The following is a 13,914-nucleotide window of genomic DNA, read 5'->3' on the forward strand; positions in this document are numbered from 1 at the left end:
CGGCGAAGGCCGGTGTCCACCCCGCCAAGGGGGTCGGACACCGGCCTTTCGCCGTATGCGCGGTGGCGGCGCGGGGGTGGAGCCGTGATGCTGGAGCGGTGATGGACGAGACGGAGTTCTGGGAGATCGTCGACCGTACCCGCGAGGCCGCCGAGGGCGACCCCGAGGAGCACGCCGAGCTGCTCGTGGAGCGGCTGGCGCAGCTCGACCCGGACTCCGTACTGGACTTCGCCCGGCACTTCGAGTCCCGGTACAACCGGGCGTACAGCTGGGACCTGTGGGGTGCGGCGTGGGTGCTGCTCGACGGGGCGAGCGACGACGCGTTCGACTACTTCCGGTGCTGGCTGATCGGCCAGGGGCGGGAGGTCTTCGAGGGCGGGGTGCACGACCCGGACCAGCTGGCCGAGCTGCTGGGCGAGTTCGACGAGGAGATCGACGGGGACGGCGAGGAGCTGGGGTACGCGGCGGACGAGGCGTACGAGCAGCTGACGGGCGCCGTGGCACCGGATCTGGGGATTCCGATGGCGCCGGCGGAGCCGGAGGGCGCCCCGCTGGACTTCGAGAACGAAGCCGTGCTCGCGGAGCGCTTCCCCCGGCTGTGGGACCGCTTCAGGGGCTGAGCGCGACGCCGCCTAGCAGTGCGTGCCGCCGTCGATGCGGATCTCCGTACCGGTGATGAAGGCGCCGTCCTCGGAGCCCAGCATCGCGACGACGCCGGCGACGGTCTGCGGGCCGGCGAAGCCCTGGCCGAGGGCGGGGGCGAGCTTGGTGAACAGGCTCCAGTCGGTGTCCTCGGGCAGGCCGGGGCCGTTGCCGGTGGTCATCCCGGACTCGATGGAGCCGGGGGCGACGGCGACGAAGCGCAGACCCTGCTTGCTGTACTCGGCGGCCAGGGCGTGGGTCATGGACTGGATGCCGCCCTTGCTGGCCGCGTAGGCGGACATGTAGGGGTGGGCGAACGAGGCCGAGGTGGAGCTGAAGTTCACGACGACCGGCTGGTCGCCCTCCAGCAGCGCCGGGAGCGCCTCGCGGATGACCAGGAAGGTGCCGGTCAGGTTGACCGAGATGACCTGGTTCCACAGGTCGAGGGTGGTCTGGTGGGTGTGCGCGGAGCGCAGGATGCCGGCCGCGTTGACCAGTACGTCGATCCCGCCGAGGGCCTCGACGGCGGCGGCGACGCCGGTCCGTACGGCGGCCTCGTCGGATATGTCGAGCACGGCGGTGGTCAGCCGCTCGCCGTGCCCGTCGGCGAGCGCGCGGTCCGCGGTGGCCTTCAGGCCCGCTTCGCTGACGTCCACGGTGTGGACGCGGCCGCCCTCGGAGAGGATGCGGTGGACGGTGGCCCGGCCGATGCCGGAGCCACCGCCGGTGATGAGGACGCGTCGTCCTTCGTAACGGTTCATGGGGCGAGCGTACCGAGCGAGTGACACGTTTTGCCAGAGTGTCAAAGCGTGCAATCCCGCATGCTCACGAGCGGTACCCTTCACTGGTGAGATCCCCTCGTCCGTACTCTCCCCAGCCCGGCCCCGGAGCCCCCTCCCTGACCGAGCGCCGCAAGGCCGCCACCCAGCTCGACATCGCCCGCGCGGCCTGCGAACTCTTCGCCGAACACGGTCCCGACGGCACCACCGCCGAGGACATCGCCCACCGCGCCGGCGTGGCACTGCGCACCTTCTACCGCTACTTCCGCAACAAGCAGGAGGCCGTGGCCCCGCTGCTGGCGGGCGGCGGCGACGCCTGGCGCGCACTGCTCGCGGAGGAAGACCCCGGCACCCCGCTCGCCGAGGCACTGGAACGCGCCGTCACCCGCTCGCTCAGCGACCTCCAGGCGATCGAAGAGGGCCTGGAGGTCACCCGCGGCCTGCTCCGCGCGGCCGCCTCGGACGAGGCGCTGCGCGGGGTCTGGTACCGGGTGAACCAGGACTCCGAGGAGCGCCTGGTCCCGGTCATCGCCCGGCTGGCGGGCGAGGACGCCGAACCGATGGCGATCCGCCTCCTCGCGGCGGCGGCGACGGACGCGATCCGCATCGCCCTGGAACTCTGGTCCACCACCGAAGCCCCGGTCTCGGGCCCGGGCTCCCCGCCCGAACTGGCGGTCCACTGCCTGCGCGAACTCACCCGCGGCATGACGCTCCTGCACCCCTCCGCCTGAGGCGGACCGCAACGACGAAGCCCCGCCCCTCTCCAGTGAGAGGGGCGGGGCTTCGGCAGACCAGCGGGCCGCTACGGCTTAGATGTCGAAGTACATCTCGAACTCGTGCGGGTGCGGGCGCAGGGCGATCGGGGCGATCTCGTGCGTGCGCTTGTAGTCGATCCAGGTCTCGATCAGGTCCGGGGTGAAGACACCGCCGGCGAGGAGGTACTCGTGGTCGGCCTCCAGCGCCTTGAGGACGTCCTCCAGGCTGGTCGGGACCTGCGGGACGCTCGCGTGCTCGTCGGGGGAGAGCTCGTAGAGGTCCTTGTCGATCGGCTCCATCGGCTCGATCTTGTTCTTGACGCCGTCGAGGCCGGCCAGCAGGAGGGCCGCGAACGCCAGGTACGGGTTCGAGGACGGGTCCGGGGCGCGGAACTCGACGCGCTTGGCCTTCGGGTTCGAGCCCGTGATCGGGATGCGCATGGCGGCGGAGCGGTTGCGCTGCGAGTACACCATGTTGACCGGCGCCTCGAAGCCCGGCACCAGGCGGTGGTACGAGTTCACCGTCGGGTTGGTGAAGGCCAGCAGCGACGGGGCGTGCTTGAGGATGCCGCCGATGTAGTAGCGGGCGGTGTCCGACAGGCCCGCGTAGCCGGCCTCGTCGTAGAACAGCGGGTCGCCGTTCGCCCACAGCGACTGGTGCACGTGCATGCCCGAGCCGTTGTCGCCGAAGATCGGCTTCGGCATGAAGGTCGCGGTCTTGCCGTTGCGCCAGGCGACGTTCTTCACGATGTACTTGAAGAGCATCAGGTCGTCGGCCGCGGCCAGCAGCGTGTTGAACTTGTAGTTGATCTCGGCCTGGCCACCGGTGCCGACCTCGTGGTGCTGGCGCTCGACCTGGAGGCCCTGGGCGTCCAGTTCGAGGGAGATCTCGGCGCGCAGGTCGGCGAAGTGGTCGACCGGGGCTACGGGGAAGTAACCACCCTTGTAGCGGACCTTGTAACCACGGTTGTTCTCCTCGGAACCGGTGTTCCAGGCGCCGGCCTCGGAGTCGATGTGGTAGAAGCCCTCGTTCGCGGAGGTCGCGAAGCGCACGCTGTCGAAGACGTAGAACTCGGCCTCGGGGCCGAAGTACGCGGTGTCGGCGATGCCGGTGGAGGCCAGGTACGCCTCGGCCTTCTTCGCGATGTTGCGCGGGTCGCGGCTGTAGGCCTCGCCCGTGATCGGGTCGTGGATGAAGAAGTTGACGTTGAGCGTCTTGTCCTTGCGGAACGGGTCCAGGCGCGCGGTGGTGATGTCGGCGCGCAGCGCCATGTCGGACTCGTGGATCGCCTGGAAGCCGCGGATCGAGGAGCCGTCGAAGGCGAGCTCCTCCGCCGGGTCGAACGCCCGCGCCGGGATGGTGAAGTGCTGCATCACACCAGGCAGGTCGCAGAAACGGACGTCAACGAACTTGACGTCGTTCTCCTCGATGTACTGCTTCACTTCGTCGGCGTTCTGGAACATCCAACTCCTCCTACTCCCGGCCCGGGGCAGGGCGGGCTTTATAGCTCGTGGTGCGTCAGTGCGGTGCCGCACGCTGACCCGACCATAAGCAAGCGGGATTTCTCAAGCATGACCCATTTGTTTCGCCCAAGTTAACCAGGGTCCCGCCGAAGCCGCCGGAGGCAGCACCGGTACCGTGTTCGGGTGGACAACAGGCAAGCAATCGGATCCTGGCTCTCCGGCCCTCGTGCGACCGCCGAGGAGATGGGCGCGGACTTCGGATACCCGGGCCAGCGGCTGGGTCTGCCCCAGCAGGGCCCCGGCTCCGCGGCCCGCTTCGGGCGCCGCCTCGGCGGCGTGGCCCTCGACTGGATCGGCTGCCAGCTGATCGCATACGGGCTGATCACGGGCGGGGACCTGAAGGCGGCCGCCAACTGGACCCTGCTGCTCTTCGTGGCCCTGAGCATCCTGACGGTGGGCACCGTGGGCTCCACGCCCGGCAAGCGCATCGTGGGCCTGCGGGTGGTCGCGGAGGACGGCGGCCGGCTCGGTTTCTTCCGCGTGGTGGTCCGCACCCTGCTGCTGGCGCTGGTCGTGCCGGCGCTGATCTGGGACCGCGACGGCCGCGGCCTGCACGACCGGCTGGCCCGCGCCGTGCAGGTGCGGATCTGAGGTCTGGCGGACGACGAACAGGGGCGCCCCCGAAGCGAAGGCTTCGGGGGCGCCCCTGTGCGTACGGTCAGGCTTCGTATACGAAAAACGGAAAGTGGATTAAGCCGTTCGGCTGATCAGCGCATCTTCCCGCCGCGCGGCATCCGCATGCCCTTGGGCATGGGGCCCTTCGGCAGCGGCATGTTGCTCATGAGGTCACCCATGGCGCGCAGCTTGTCGTTGACCTGCGTGATCTGCGGGCCGGACAGTACGCGCGGCAGCTTCAGCAGCGTCGTACGGACCTTCTTGAGCGGAACCTCGCCCTCGCCCGTACCCACGATGAAGTCGTGGACGGGAACGTCGGGCATGATCCGGGCCAGCTTCTTCTTCTCGGCCGCGAGCAGGGTCTTGACCCGGTTCGGGTTGCCCTCCGCGATCAGCACCACGCCCGCCTTGCCGACGGCGCGGTGGACGATGTCCTGGTTCCGGTTCATCGCGACGGCGGGGGTGGTCGTCCAGCCCCGGCCCACGTTGTCCAGTACCGCCGCGGCAGCGCCCGGCTGCCCCTCCATCTGCCCGTAGGCAGCCCGCTCGGCCCGTCGCCCGAAGACGATCGCCATCGCGAGGAAAGCCACCAGGAAGCCCAGGATGCCCAGGTAGACCGGGTGGCCGATCAGGAAGCCGATCGCAAGAAAGACACCGAAGGTGACGATTCCCACGCCCGCGACGATCAGACCGACCTTCGGGTCGGCCTTGCGCGTCATCTTGTACGTGAGGGCGATCTGCTTCAGTCGCCCTGTGTTCGCAGCAGTCTCTGCGTTTGACTTCCTCGCCATAAGGCGAAGTTTACGTGGCCTGCGGGGTACGGGTGGCCGCGGCCTCCAGTACGTGTTCGGTTTCGACCCGGTCCTGGGCCCTGCGGCGGTCTTCGAGCACCGCGGTCCAGGCGTTGCGCCGGGCACCGCTCATGAGCAGGGACTCGATACCGCGGAAGGCGTCGGTGAAGGACGGGATGGCGATGGCGCGAACGGGCGCGGCCTGCATAAGTCGATCCCTCTCTCGGTATTCGCATCGGCCGGGTGTGTGCGGTGCGTGGACCCAGCGTCACTGACTGGTGTTACCAGGGCATGACCAGCCGGTCAAACGTGATGAAATATTGACGCGGCCCGCCGGGCTCTCTTCACTGAAAGAGCCTAGGGGCCGCGTCGATACGGTGTTACTCGTTAGTAAGACTTTGTGCGTGACTTCACAGAGTTCACCGCGTAGTGCGCGTCACACACCCGTCAGACGGTCGCGCGCTTCTCCATCGCCTGGGTGTAGAGGCGGCCGGCACGGTACGAGGAGCGGACCAGCGGGCCCGACATCACACCGGAGTAGCCGATCTCCTCGGCCTCCTTCGCCAGCTCGACGAACTCGGCCGGCTTGACCCAGCGCTCCACGGGGTGGTGCCGCGGCGAGGGCCGCAGGTACTGGGTGATGGTGATCAGCTCGCAGCCGGCCTCGTGCAGGTCGCGCAGCGCCTCGCTGACCTCTTCCCGCTCCTCGCCCATGCCGAGGATCAGGTTCGACTTGGTGATCAGGCCGTACTCGCGCGCCTTGGTGATCACGTCGAGCGAGCGCTCGTAGCGGAAGCCCGGGCGGATCCGCTTGAAGATCCGCGGCACCGTCTCGACGTTGTGCGCGAAGACCTCGGGGCGGGAGGCGAAGACCTCCTCCAGCAGCTCCGGGACCGCGTTGAAGTCGGGCGCCAGCAGCTCGACCTTGGTGTGGCCGGCCTCGCGGCCCGCCGTCTGCTCGTGGATCTGGCGCACGGTCTCCGCGTACAGCCAGGCGCCGCCGTCGGCCAGGTCGTCGCGCGCGACGCCCGTGATGGTGGCGTAGTTCAGGTCCATGGTGACCACGGACTCACCGACACGGCGCGGCTCGTCCCGGTCCAGCGCCTCGGGCTTGCCGGTGTCGATCTGGCAGAAGTCACAGCGCCGGGTGCACTGGTCGCCACCGATGAGGAAGGTGGCCTCGCGGTCCTCCCAGCATTCGTAGATGTTGGGGCAGCCGGCTTCCTGGCACACCGTGTGCAGTCCTTCGCCCTTCACCAGGGCCTGCATCTTCGTGTACTCGGGACCCATCTTCGCCCGGGTCTTGATCCACTCGGGCTTGCGCTCGATGGGGGTCTGGCTGTTACGGACCTCCAGGCGCAGCATCTTGCGTCCGTCGGGTGCGACTGCGGACACGACCGGCTCCCTGTGACTTCGATTCTTCGGCGCCCACCAGGGTACGCCCGTAATTTCATACGCTCTTACGTCGGCCAACCTGGGGGAGGCCGGACCCATTCCCGGGCCGCTCCCCCGGGGCTCAGCCCGCCGCGGGCTCGATCTCCCGCGGCCGCAGCTCGGCCTGCTCCAGTACGTCCTTCAGGTGCTTCTCCACGACCGGCAGCACCTCGGCGATGGTGATCGCCCGGCCCAGTTCGTACGAGAGGGAGGTCACACCGGCGTCGCGGATCCCGCAGGGGATGATCCGGTCGAACCAGGTGCTGTCCGGGTTCACGTTGATCGCGAAGCCGTGCATGGTGACGCCCTTGGCCACGCGGATGCCGATGGCGGCGAGCTTGCGGTCCTCGCGGCGCTGGCCGGCGTTGGAGGGGGCGTACTCGGGGCCGTTCAGGCGCGCGTCGAACTCCTCGTCCGTCAGGCGCGGGTCGAAGTCGAGGGAGAGACCGCCGATCCTCGGGCGCTCCTCCACGGGGTCGCCGAGCACCCAGACCCCGGAGCGGCCCTCCACCCGGGTGGTCTCCAGGCCGAACTCGGCGGCGGTGCGGATCAGCGCCTCCTCCAGGCGGCGGACGTGGGCGACCACGTCCACCGGCCGGGGCAGCTTCATGATCGGGTAGCCGACGAGCTGGCCGGGGCCGTGCCAGGTGATCTTGCCGCCGCGGTCCACGTCCACGACGGGCGTGCCGTCCAGGGGCCGCTCGCTGGGGTCGGTCCGGCGCCCGGCGGTGTACACGGGCGGGTGCTCCACCAGCAGGCAGGTGTCGGCGATCGCGTCCTCGAAGCGGGCGGCGTGGACGCGCCGCTGCTCCTCCCAGGCCTGGGTGTACTCGACGGATTCCGGCCCGAAGCCCAGATGGACAAACCGAAGCTCAGACACCGCGGCGCCTCCTCGTTGAACCTGCTGCGTGCACGTATCGCACCCAGCCAAGAGTACGGCGGCCCGCGCGGGCCCCCTCAGGCGCCCGGCGGGGACTCCGGCGGGGACCCGGGCGGCGGCCCCTGAGGCCGGCGCGGGCGGCGCCGGCCCCGGGCCGGGCGGTCCGGGTCCTCGTCCGCCCTCGGCAGCCGCCGGTGCCCCTCCGCGTGGTCGTTCACCCAGCCGCACACCCCGCACGCGTACCGCCCGTCGAGCCCCGCGATGTACGTGCCGCACCGCCGGCACTCGGCCTCGGTCAGCTCGGGCGCGGTCAGCGGGGTGGTGGACTCGCGAGGGGGGTCCGGCCGGGTGGGCCAACGGGTCATGGCCCGCAGCGTACGCGGGCGGAAGGGGTCGATCCGTAAAGGGCCCTACCGGTTCTGCACACGATCGGATGAATGTGGGGCAGAGCGGACGGTACGAACTGAGTTCGCCGCTACATTCACGCCGTTCAAGGGCCGGGACTCCGGTCCGTCACGTCAGGAAACCGTGGAGCCGATGACGGAACGACCTGCCCAGCGCGTCCCCAACCGGCAGCTCGCGGCGCTGATCGCGGAAGCCGGGTTCTCCAATGCCGGGCTCGCCCGCCGCGTCGACCAGCTCGGCCTGGAGCACGGTCTCGACCTGCGCTACGACAAGACCTCCGTGACCCGCTGGCTGCGCGGCCAGCAGCCGCGCGGGACCACCCCGGCGCTGATCGCCGAGGTCTTCACGCGGCGCCTCGGACGGCGGCTGTCGGCGCAGGACCTGGGCCTGGAGGCCTGCGCCCCGGTGTACGCGGGTCTGGAGTTCGCGGCGACCCCGGAGGAGGCCGTGGACATCGCGAGCGGGCTGTGGCGCAAGGACTCCGGCTCCCACGCCGAACTGCGGAAGATCGCCTTCACCCCGGCCGGGCTGGTCGTGCCCAGCCGGGACTGGCTGATCGGCCGGGCCGACGAACGGGTCGGGCGGGGCGCCGAGCCCGCCGCCGCCCGGGTACCGCTGCAGGGCCGGGCTTCGGTCCCCCGCCAGCGGCAGGTCGACCGGGGTCCCGGCCAGCGGGTGACCGGCGGGGACATCGCGGCGCTGCGGTCGGTGAGCGAGCTGTTCCGGACCCTGGACCACGCGTACGGCGGCGGGCACGCCCGGCAGGCCCTGGTGCGGTACCTGGAGCACGAGGCGGAGCCGATGCTCCGCGGGACCTACGGGGAGAGCACCGGGCGGCGGCTGTTCGCGGCCGCCGCCGACCTGACCCGGCTCGCGGGCTGGACCTCGTACGACATCGCGGCGCACGGGCTGGCCCAGCGGTACTTCGTCCAGGCACTGCGGCTCGCCCAGGCCGCCGGGGACCGGCCGTACGGGTCGTACGTGCTGGTCACGATGAGCCGGCAGGCGGTCTACCTCGGCCACGGCCGGGAGGCGGTCCAGCTGGCCCGGGTCGCCCAGCAGGGCGTCGGCTCGGGCCCGCCGCCGGTCGTCCAGGCACTGCTGCACTCGGCGGAGGCGCGGGGACACGCGGTGCTGGGCGAGGTCCGGGCGGCCACGGCCTCGCTGGTGCGGGCGGAGCGCTCGCTGGGCGCGGCCCGGCCGGGGGACGACGTGCCGCACTGGGCGAAGTCCTTCGACGAGGCGCAGCTGGCGGACGAGTTCGGGCACTGCCACCGGGACCTCCAGCAGTACCGGGCAGCGGCGCAGCACGCGGAGCGGTCGCTCCAGCTGCGGGGGCCGGCGTACGCGCGTTCGCGGCTGTTCTGCCGGGTGGTGCTGGCCACGGCCCGGCTGGGGCTGGGCGAGCTGGACCAGGCGTGCGCGCTCGGCGCGGAGGCGGCGCAGCAGGCGACGGAGATGCGCTCGGTGCGCGCGGTGGAGTACGTACGGGACTTCGAGCGGCGGCTGGAGCCGTACCGGGACGCCTCGGCGGTACGGACCTACCGGGACCGGGTCGCGGCGCTGTCCTGACGGGGTCCGGTTCCTCGCGGTACCGGACCCCGGGCCGGGTGGGTCTCAGGCCGCCGCCGGAAGGGAGGGCTCCGCGGTGGCCGGGAGCGCGATGCCGAAATCGCGCAGGACGGCGGTGGCGGCGCGCCGGGCCGAGTGCAGCGCGCCCTGGACGGTGTTGGTGTCCCGGTGGTCGCCGCACACGTACAGCCCGGCCAGGACCCGTACCGGCCGCCGCATGTCGTGCGGCGGGGGCATGGCCGGGACCGCCTCCGGGGTGTGGTGGACGGCCAGCGGCTCCCAGTCCCGGGTGGAGGTCTCGTAGAGCCGGGCCAGGCGCGAGGCGACGGTGCGCGCCGGGGGCGGCGGGCCGAGCACGGTGGTGGTGACCAGGGCGCGGCCGGCCGGGGCCCGCGTCGGGTCGACGGCGCTCATCACGGTGGTGTGGGCGACGGGCCAGGCGGGGTCGCCGTCCAGCAGCAGCGAGCCGTCCCAGGGCAGCGGGGCGGCGGTGGCGTGGTGCAGGACGGTCATCTCGTGGAAGCGGGGCACGCGCAGCCCGGGCAGCAGCCCGGCGGCGGCGCGGGCCCCGGTGGCCAGGAGCACGGAGCGGCAGCTGAAGTCGCCGTGCTCCTCGGTGGTGACCAGGTTGGTCGCCACCGAGCGGACCCGCACCCCGGTGCGCACGGTGCCGGCCGGCAGGGCGGCGGCGAGGAGCGCGGGCAGGGTGGCGGCGCCGCCCTCGGGCACGGCCAGGCGGCCGCGGACGAAGGTGCGCAGGGCGAGGTCGGCGACCCGGCTGGAGGTGCCCAGGTCCGGATCGCAGAGCAGGGTGGCGAGCAGCGGGCGCAGGGTCGCGCCGAGGCCGAGCCCGGGGCCGCGGGAGCGCAGTGCGGCCAGGGCGGTGCGTTCCGGGCGGGCCAGGACCCGCTCGACGGGCAGGGCGGCGAGCCGGCCGAGGACGGCGCTGAGCCGGGCCTGGTCGAAGGAACCGCTGGCCAGGGCGCGGGCCGGGGTGCGGGTGCCGGCCCGGTGCTGTTTGCCGTCGCTGTGGACCAGGACGCCGGGCGCGAAGGGCCGTAGCGTCAGGGCCTCCAGGCCGGGGGTGCGTTCGAGTTCGGTGTACGCGGTGTTGAGCAGCTGACCGATCCGGTCCAGCCGGAACCCGTCGACCTGCTCGGTGGCCATCCGGCCGCCGGCGGCGTCGGCGGCCTCCAGGACGGTGACGGAGACCCCCGCGGCGATCAGGTGCTGTGCGGCCGCGAGTCCTGAGACTCCGGCTCCTACGATGACGACGTCCGCATGGTGTGAGCTGATGAGCACGTGCCCCTCCCCGAGGTCGGCGCGGCTGTGTGGGGATCCTCCTTCCCCCAACGGGCTCGACCAGAACCCGAGTTCGGGCAGCGATTACGGACAACTCCGGTCGCACGGCGGTCGCATACGGGTCATGAACGGTCGCACAGTGGTCGCACGGGCGCTCCGTCAGCGGGACCGGCCGGCGAGCGCGGCCCGGATGGCCCCGTCGATCCCGGGGTGTTCGAAGACGAACCCGGACTCCAGCAGCCGGGCGGGCCGCACCCGCTGGCTCTGCAGCACGTCCTGCGAGAACTCGCCGAGCGCGAGGCGCAGCGCGAACGCCGGTACCGGGAACGGGGTCGGTCGGTGCAGGACGCGGCCCATCGCGGCGGTGATCTCACGGTTGGTGAGGGGCTCGGGCGCGGTGAGGTTCACCGGGCCGGAGAGCTGCGGGGTGTCGATGAGGTGCCGCAGGGCGGCGACGTGGTCGTGCAGCGAGATGTACGGCCAGTACTGGCGGCCGTCGCCGAGGCGGCCGCCGAGACCGGCGCGGAAGAGCGGGAACATCCGGCCCCAGGCGCCGCCGTCGGGGGCGATGACCAGTCCGGTGCGGGCGAGCACGGTCCGGACGCCGAGGCCTGCGGCGGGCGAGGCGGCGGCCTCCCACTCCACGCAGACGGAGGGCAGGAACCCCTCCCCCGCCGGGGCCCGCTCGTCGACCGGGCGGTCGCCGGTGTCCCCGTAGTAGCCGACGGCCGAGCCGCTCACGAACACCCCGGGCGGGTGGTCGAGACCGCCGAGCGCGCGGACGACGGCCGCCGTGCCGAGCACCCGGCTGTCGCGGATCTCCCGCTTGTACGCGGCGCTCCACCGGCGGTCGCCGACGCCGGCCCCGGCCAGGTGCACGACGGCCGCGCACCCTTCGAGCCCGGCGGGGTCGAGGTAGCCGCGCTTGGGGTCCCACCGCGCCTCGTCGCCTGCGGCGGGCTCGCGGCGGACGTACCGCATGACCTCATGCCCGTCGGAGCGCAGGCTCCGTACGAGCGCCGACCCGATGAGCCCGCTGGACCCGGTGACCGCGATACGCATCCCCCCATCCTGCCGCCTCCCCACCCCGAACCCCGCGCCTCAAACGCCGGCGAGGCTTGGATTCACAGGCCGCGGTCGGTGTCGGGGGTGGGGTGGGGTGTTGGCCGGGACGTAAAACGTGATTTGTGGCGCGGGGTACCGCCGCACGGCGGATGAGCCCGACCGGGCGCCATAAATCATGCAGTCCCGGACGACACCCCACCCCACCCCCGACACCGGCCACGACCCACCCCCGCCCCGACGCCGGCCACGGCCCCCCGGTCAGGCCGTTCCCAGCCACGTTCCGACCGCGTACGTCACCGCCATCGCCACCGCCCCGCCGCCCACGTTCCGCAGGACCGCCCGGCGCGGCTCCGCCCCGCCCAGCCGGGCGCTCACCACCCCGCACACCGCCAGCGCCGCGACCACCGCCGCCACCGTCACCGGCACCCGCCCCGACGGCCCCGGCAAGAGGATCGCCAGCAGCGGCAGCACCGCCCCCACCGTGAACGCGACCAGGCTCGCGAACGCCGCGTGCCACGGGTTCGCCAGCTCGTCCGGGTTGATCCCCAGCTCCACCCGCGCGTGAGCCCGCAACGCGTCCCGCTCCGTCAGCTGCTCGGCCGCCTCCCGCGCCACCTCCCGGCTCAGGCCCCGTCCCTCCAGCAGCTCGGTCAGCTCCTCCAGCTCCGCCTCCGGGGACTCCACGAGCTCCCGCCGCTCCACCTCCAGCGCCGCCCGCTCCGAGTCCCGCTGGGAGCTCACCGACACGTACTCCCCCGCCGCCATCGACAGCGAGCCCGCCAGCAGCCCCGCCACCCCCGCCGTCAGGATCGCCGCGCGCGACGTCGTCGCCCCGGCCACGCCCACCACCAGGCCGGCGGTGGAGATGATCCCGTCGTTGGCCCCGAGCACCCCCGCCCGCAACCAGTTCAGCCGAGTGCTGATCCCCGCGCTTTCGGCGCTGCCGGCGCCCCGCGGCGCGTCCTCCGTCACGCCCCCCACTGTCGTGGGCTACGGCGTACGGGGCCACCCGGGGTGCGCACCCCGGACCCCGGCACCAGGGTGGAGGGGTGAGACGCGTACGCGAGGAGCCGGGCTGGCTGCGCGGTGAGCCGCCGCCGCGCTGGGCCCGGATCGCGCCCGTGGCGGCCACGGTGCTGCTCTGCCTCGCCCAGTGGCTGACCCCGGGCGCCGAGCTGGGCTACTTCCTGGCCGGGATCCCGGCCGTCGCCGCGTTCGCGTACGGCGCCACCGGCACGGCCGTCTTCGCCACCGTGGTGCTGCTCCTGCTCGGGATCCCCCAGCTCGGCGTGGCACACGCCCGCGGCACCGACCTGGCGACCGTGGCGGTGGTCGGGCTGCTCAGCGTGGTGATCGCCTGGGTGCGCCACCGCCGGGACGCCCAGCTGGTCAGCGTCCGCACGGCGGCCGAGGCGGCGCAGCTGGCGGTGTTGCCGCCGGTCCCGGAGCGGGTTGGTCCGGTGCGCTGCACCGGGCTGTACCGGGCGGCCCAGCAGGGCACCCTCGTCGGCGGCGACCTGTTCGACGTACGGGCCGGGCCCTACGGGGTCCGGGCGGTGGTCGGGGACGTCCAGGGGCACGGTCTGGCGGCGGTCGGCACGGTGGCGGCGCTGCTGGGCGCCTTCCGCGAGGCGGTGCTGGACGACCGGGAGCTGCCCGCGGTGGCCGCCCGGCTGGACCGGAGGCTGCTGAAGGACGCGCAGGACGGCCCGCTGGAGCACCCGGAGCTGTTCGCGACGGCGGTGCTGCTGGAGTTCCCGCCGGGGCGGGACCTCGTACGGATCGTGTCCTGCGGGCACCCTCCGGTACTGCTGCTGCGCGGCCGCTCCGTCTCCGAGGTGACGGCCGAGCCGGGGCCCCCGCTCGGCCTGGGCCTGACCGGGCCGGAGCTGCCGCAGCCGACCGAATTGCGGCTGCTGCCGGGCGACCGGCTGCTCGCGCACACCGACGGGGTCACCGAGGCGCGGGACGCGGCGGGGCACTTCTACCCGCTGTCCCTGCGCCTCCCAGGGCTCACGACCGACCCGGCGGGCCTGGTCTCGGCGGTCTGGCGGGACCTGGAGGGCTTCTCCGACGGCGGCCCGCGCGACGACGTGGCCCTCCTGGTCCTTTCGCTCCCCCCGCCCGCCGCCACCCCGTGACGGGGCGGC

General features: G+C 72.7%; 15 protein-coding genes. 5 read left to right on the forward strand and 10 right to left on the reverse strand.

All coding sequences use genetic code 11. The features are described from left to right. Positions 1–101: 101 nt before the first annotated feature. Positions 102–620 (forward strand): DUF4240 domain-containing protein, encoded by a 519-nt coding sequence (locus IE248_RS18125; RefSeq protein ID WP_037794884.1) that lies wholly within the window; start codon positions 102–104, stop codon positions 618–620. A 12-nt stretch (positions 621–632) separates the two neighbouring features. On the opposite strand, the gene IE248_RS18130 is transcribed toward IE248_RS18125, so the two are convergent. After that, positions 633–1,403 carry an SDR family NAD(P)-dependent oxidoreductase gene (locus IE248_RS18130; RefSeq protein WP_100583892.1) on the reverse strand — a complete coding sequence of 257 codons (771 nt, stop codon included), beginning with the start codon at positions 1,401–1,403 and terminating at the stop codon, positions 633–635. Positions 1,404–1,486: 83 nt separating this feature from the next. On the opposite strand from IE248_RS18130, the gene IE248_RS18135 reads away from it, so the two are divergent. Beyond that, positions 1,487–2,152: a TetR/AcrR family transcriptional regulator gene (locus tag IE248_RS18135; protein ID WP_190031215.1), complete on the forward strand. Its 666-nt coding sequence runs from the start codon at positions 1,487–1,489 to the stop codon at positions 2,150–2,152. Between the two features lie 78 nt (positions 2,153–2,230). Here the strand turns inward: IE248_RS18135 and glnA are convergent, their stop codons facing one another. Beyond that, positions 2,231–3,640, reverse strand: a complete 1,410-nt coding sequence (gene glnA / locus IE248_RS18140; RefSeq protein ID WP_008743278.1) for a type I glutamate--ammonia ligase — start codon at positions 3,638–3,640, stop codon at positions 2,231–2,233. A 183-nt stretch (positions 3,641–3,823) separates the two neighbouring features. On the opposite strand from glnA, the gene IE248_RS18145 reads away from it, so the two are divergent. Then, positions 3,824–4,291: an RDD family protein gene (locus IE248_RS18145; RefSeq protein ID WP_100583883.1), complete on the forward strand. Its 468-nt coding sequence runs from the start codon at positions 3,824–3,826 to the stop codon at positions 4,289–4,291. Between the two features lie 116 nt (positions 4,292–4,407). Here IE248_RS18145 and IE248_RS18150 read toward each other — a convergent pair whose 3' ends face one another. The 5 genes from IE248_RS18150 to IE248_RS18170 all read right to left on the reverse strand — a co-directional run bounded on the left by IE248_RS18150 (position 4,408) and on the right by IE248_RS18170 (position 7,785). Next, positions 4,408–5,106: a DUF4191 domain-containing protein gene (locus IE248_RS18150; RefSeq protein WP_190031151.1), complete on the reverse strand. Its 699-nt coding sequence runs from the start codon at positions 5,104–5,106 to the stop codon at positions 4,408–4,410. 10 nt (positions 5,107–5,116) lie between these two features. Continuing rightward, positions 5,117–5,314: an SCO2195 family GlnR-regulated protein gene (locus IE248_RS18155; protein WP_008743281.1), complete on the reverse strand. Its 198-nt coding sequence runs from the start codon at positions 5,312–5,314 to the stop codon at positions 5,117–5,119. A gap of 239 nt (positions 5,315–5,553) precedes the next feature. Beyond that, positions 5,554–6,501 (reverse strand): lipoyl synthase, encoded by a 948-nt coding sequence (gene lipA, locus IE248_RS18160; RefSeq protein WP_008743282.1) that lies wholly within the window; start codon positions 6,499–6,501, stop codon positions 5,554–5,556. A gap of 121 nt (positions 6,502–6,622) precedes the next feature. Then, positions 6,623–7,420 carry a lipoyl(octanoyl) transferase LipB gene (gene lipB / locus IE248_RS18165; RefSeq protein WP_073796199.1) on the reverse strand — a complete coding sequence of 266 codons (798 nt, stop codon included), beginning with the start codon at positions 7,418–7,420 and terminating at the stop codon, positions 6,623–6,625. 77 nt (positions 7,421–7,497) lie between these two features. Further along, on the reverse strand, positions 7,498–7,785 hold the full coding sequence (locus tag IE248_RS18170; protein WP_073796198.1) for a hypothetical protein: 288 nt from the start codon (positions 7,783–7,785) through the stop codon (positions 7,498–7,500). 172 nt (positions 7,786–7,957) lie between these two features. Here IE248_RS18170 and IE248_RS18175 point away from each other — a divergent pair, with 172 nt between their 5' ends. Then, a complete protein-coding gene (locus IE248_RS18175; protein WP_037797480.1) occupies positions 7,958–9,397 on the forward strand; it encodes an NsdA family TPR-like regulatory protein in 1,440 nt (479 codons plus the stop codon). Between the two features lie 45 nt (positions 9,398–9,442). Here IE248_RS18175 and IE248_RS18180 read toward each other — a convergent pair whose 3' ends face one another. From IE248_RS18180 to IE248_RS18190, 3 genes are all read right to left on the reverse strand, one after another. Beyond that, on the reverse strand, positions 9,443–10,699 hold the full coding sequence (locus tag IE248_RS18180; protein ID WP_037797481.1) for an NAD(P)/FAD-dependent oxidoreductase: 1,257 nt from the start codon (positions 10,697–10,699) through the stop codon (positions 9,443–9,445). 159 nt (positions 10,700–10,858) lie between these two features. Continuing rightward, a complete protein-coding gene (locus IE248_RS18185) occupies positions 10,859–11,761 on the reverse strand; it encodes a TIGR01777 family oxidoreductase (protein WP_190031152.1) in 903 nt (300 codons plus the stop codon). 261 nt (positions 11,762–12,022) lie between these two features. Further along, on the reverse strand, positions 12,023–12,736 hold the full coding sequence (locus tag IE248_RS18190) for a VIT1/CCC1 transporter family protein (RefSeq protein ID WP_047960555.1): 714 nt from the start codon (positions 12,734–12,736) through the stop codon (positions 12,023–12,025). Positions 12,737–12,813: 77 nt separating this feature from the next. Between IE248_RS18190 and IE248_RS18195 the strand changes: the two genes are divergently transcribed. Next, positions 12,814–13,905, forward strand: coding sequence for a PP2C family protein-serine/threonine phosphatase (locus IE248_RS18195; protein ID WP_073796196.1), 1,092 nt, complete (start codon positions 12,814–12,816; stop codon positions 13,903–13,905). Positions 13,906–13,914: the final 9 nt, after the last annotated feature.

It is taken from the genome of Streptomyces goshikiensis (genome assembly GCF_014650555.1).
Classification (GTDB): Bacteria; Actinomycetota; Actinomycetes; order Streptomycetales; family Streptomycetaceae; genus Streptomyces; species Streptomyces goshikiensis.

Bases quoted from the DNA above. Each gene is read 5' to 3' on its own strand.
- IE248_RS18170 (WP_073796198.1), bottom strand. From the start codon at position 7,785: ATGACCCGTTGGCCCACCCGGCCGGACCCCCCTCGCGAGTCCACCACC.
- IE248_RS18125 (WP_037794884.1), top strand. From the start codon at position 102: ATGGACGAGACGGAGTTCTGGGAGATCGTCGACCGTACCCGCGAGGCC.
- IE248_RS18130 (WP_100583892.1), bottom strand. From the start codon at position 1,403: ATGAACCGTTACGAAGGACGACGCGTCCTCATCACCGGCGGTGGCTCC.
- IE248_RS18185 (WP_190031152.1), bottom strand. From the start codon at position 11,761: ATGCGTATCGCGGTCACCGGGTCCAGCGGGCTCATCGGGTCGGCGCTC.
- glnA (WP_008743278.1), bottom strand. From the start codon at position 3,640: ATGTTCCAGAACGCCGACGAAGTGAAGCAGTACATCGAGGAGAACGAC.
- IE248_RS18175 (WP_037797480.1), top strand. From the start codon at position 7,958: ATGACGGAACGACCTGCCCAGCGCGTCCCCAACCGGCAGCTCGCGGCG.
- IE248_RS18150 (WP_190031151.1), bottom strand. From the start codon at position 5,106: ATGGCGAGGAAGTCAAACGCAGAGACTGCTGCGAACACAGGGCGACTG.
- IE248_RS18155 (WP_008743281.1), bottom strand. From the start codon at position 5,314: ATGCAGGCCGCGCCCGTTCGCGCCATCGCCATCCCGTCCTTCACCGAC.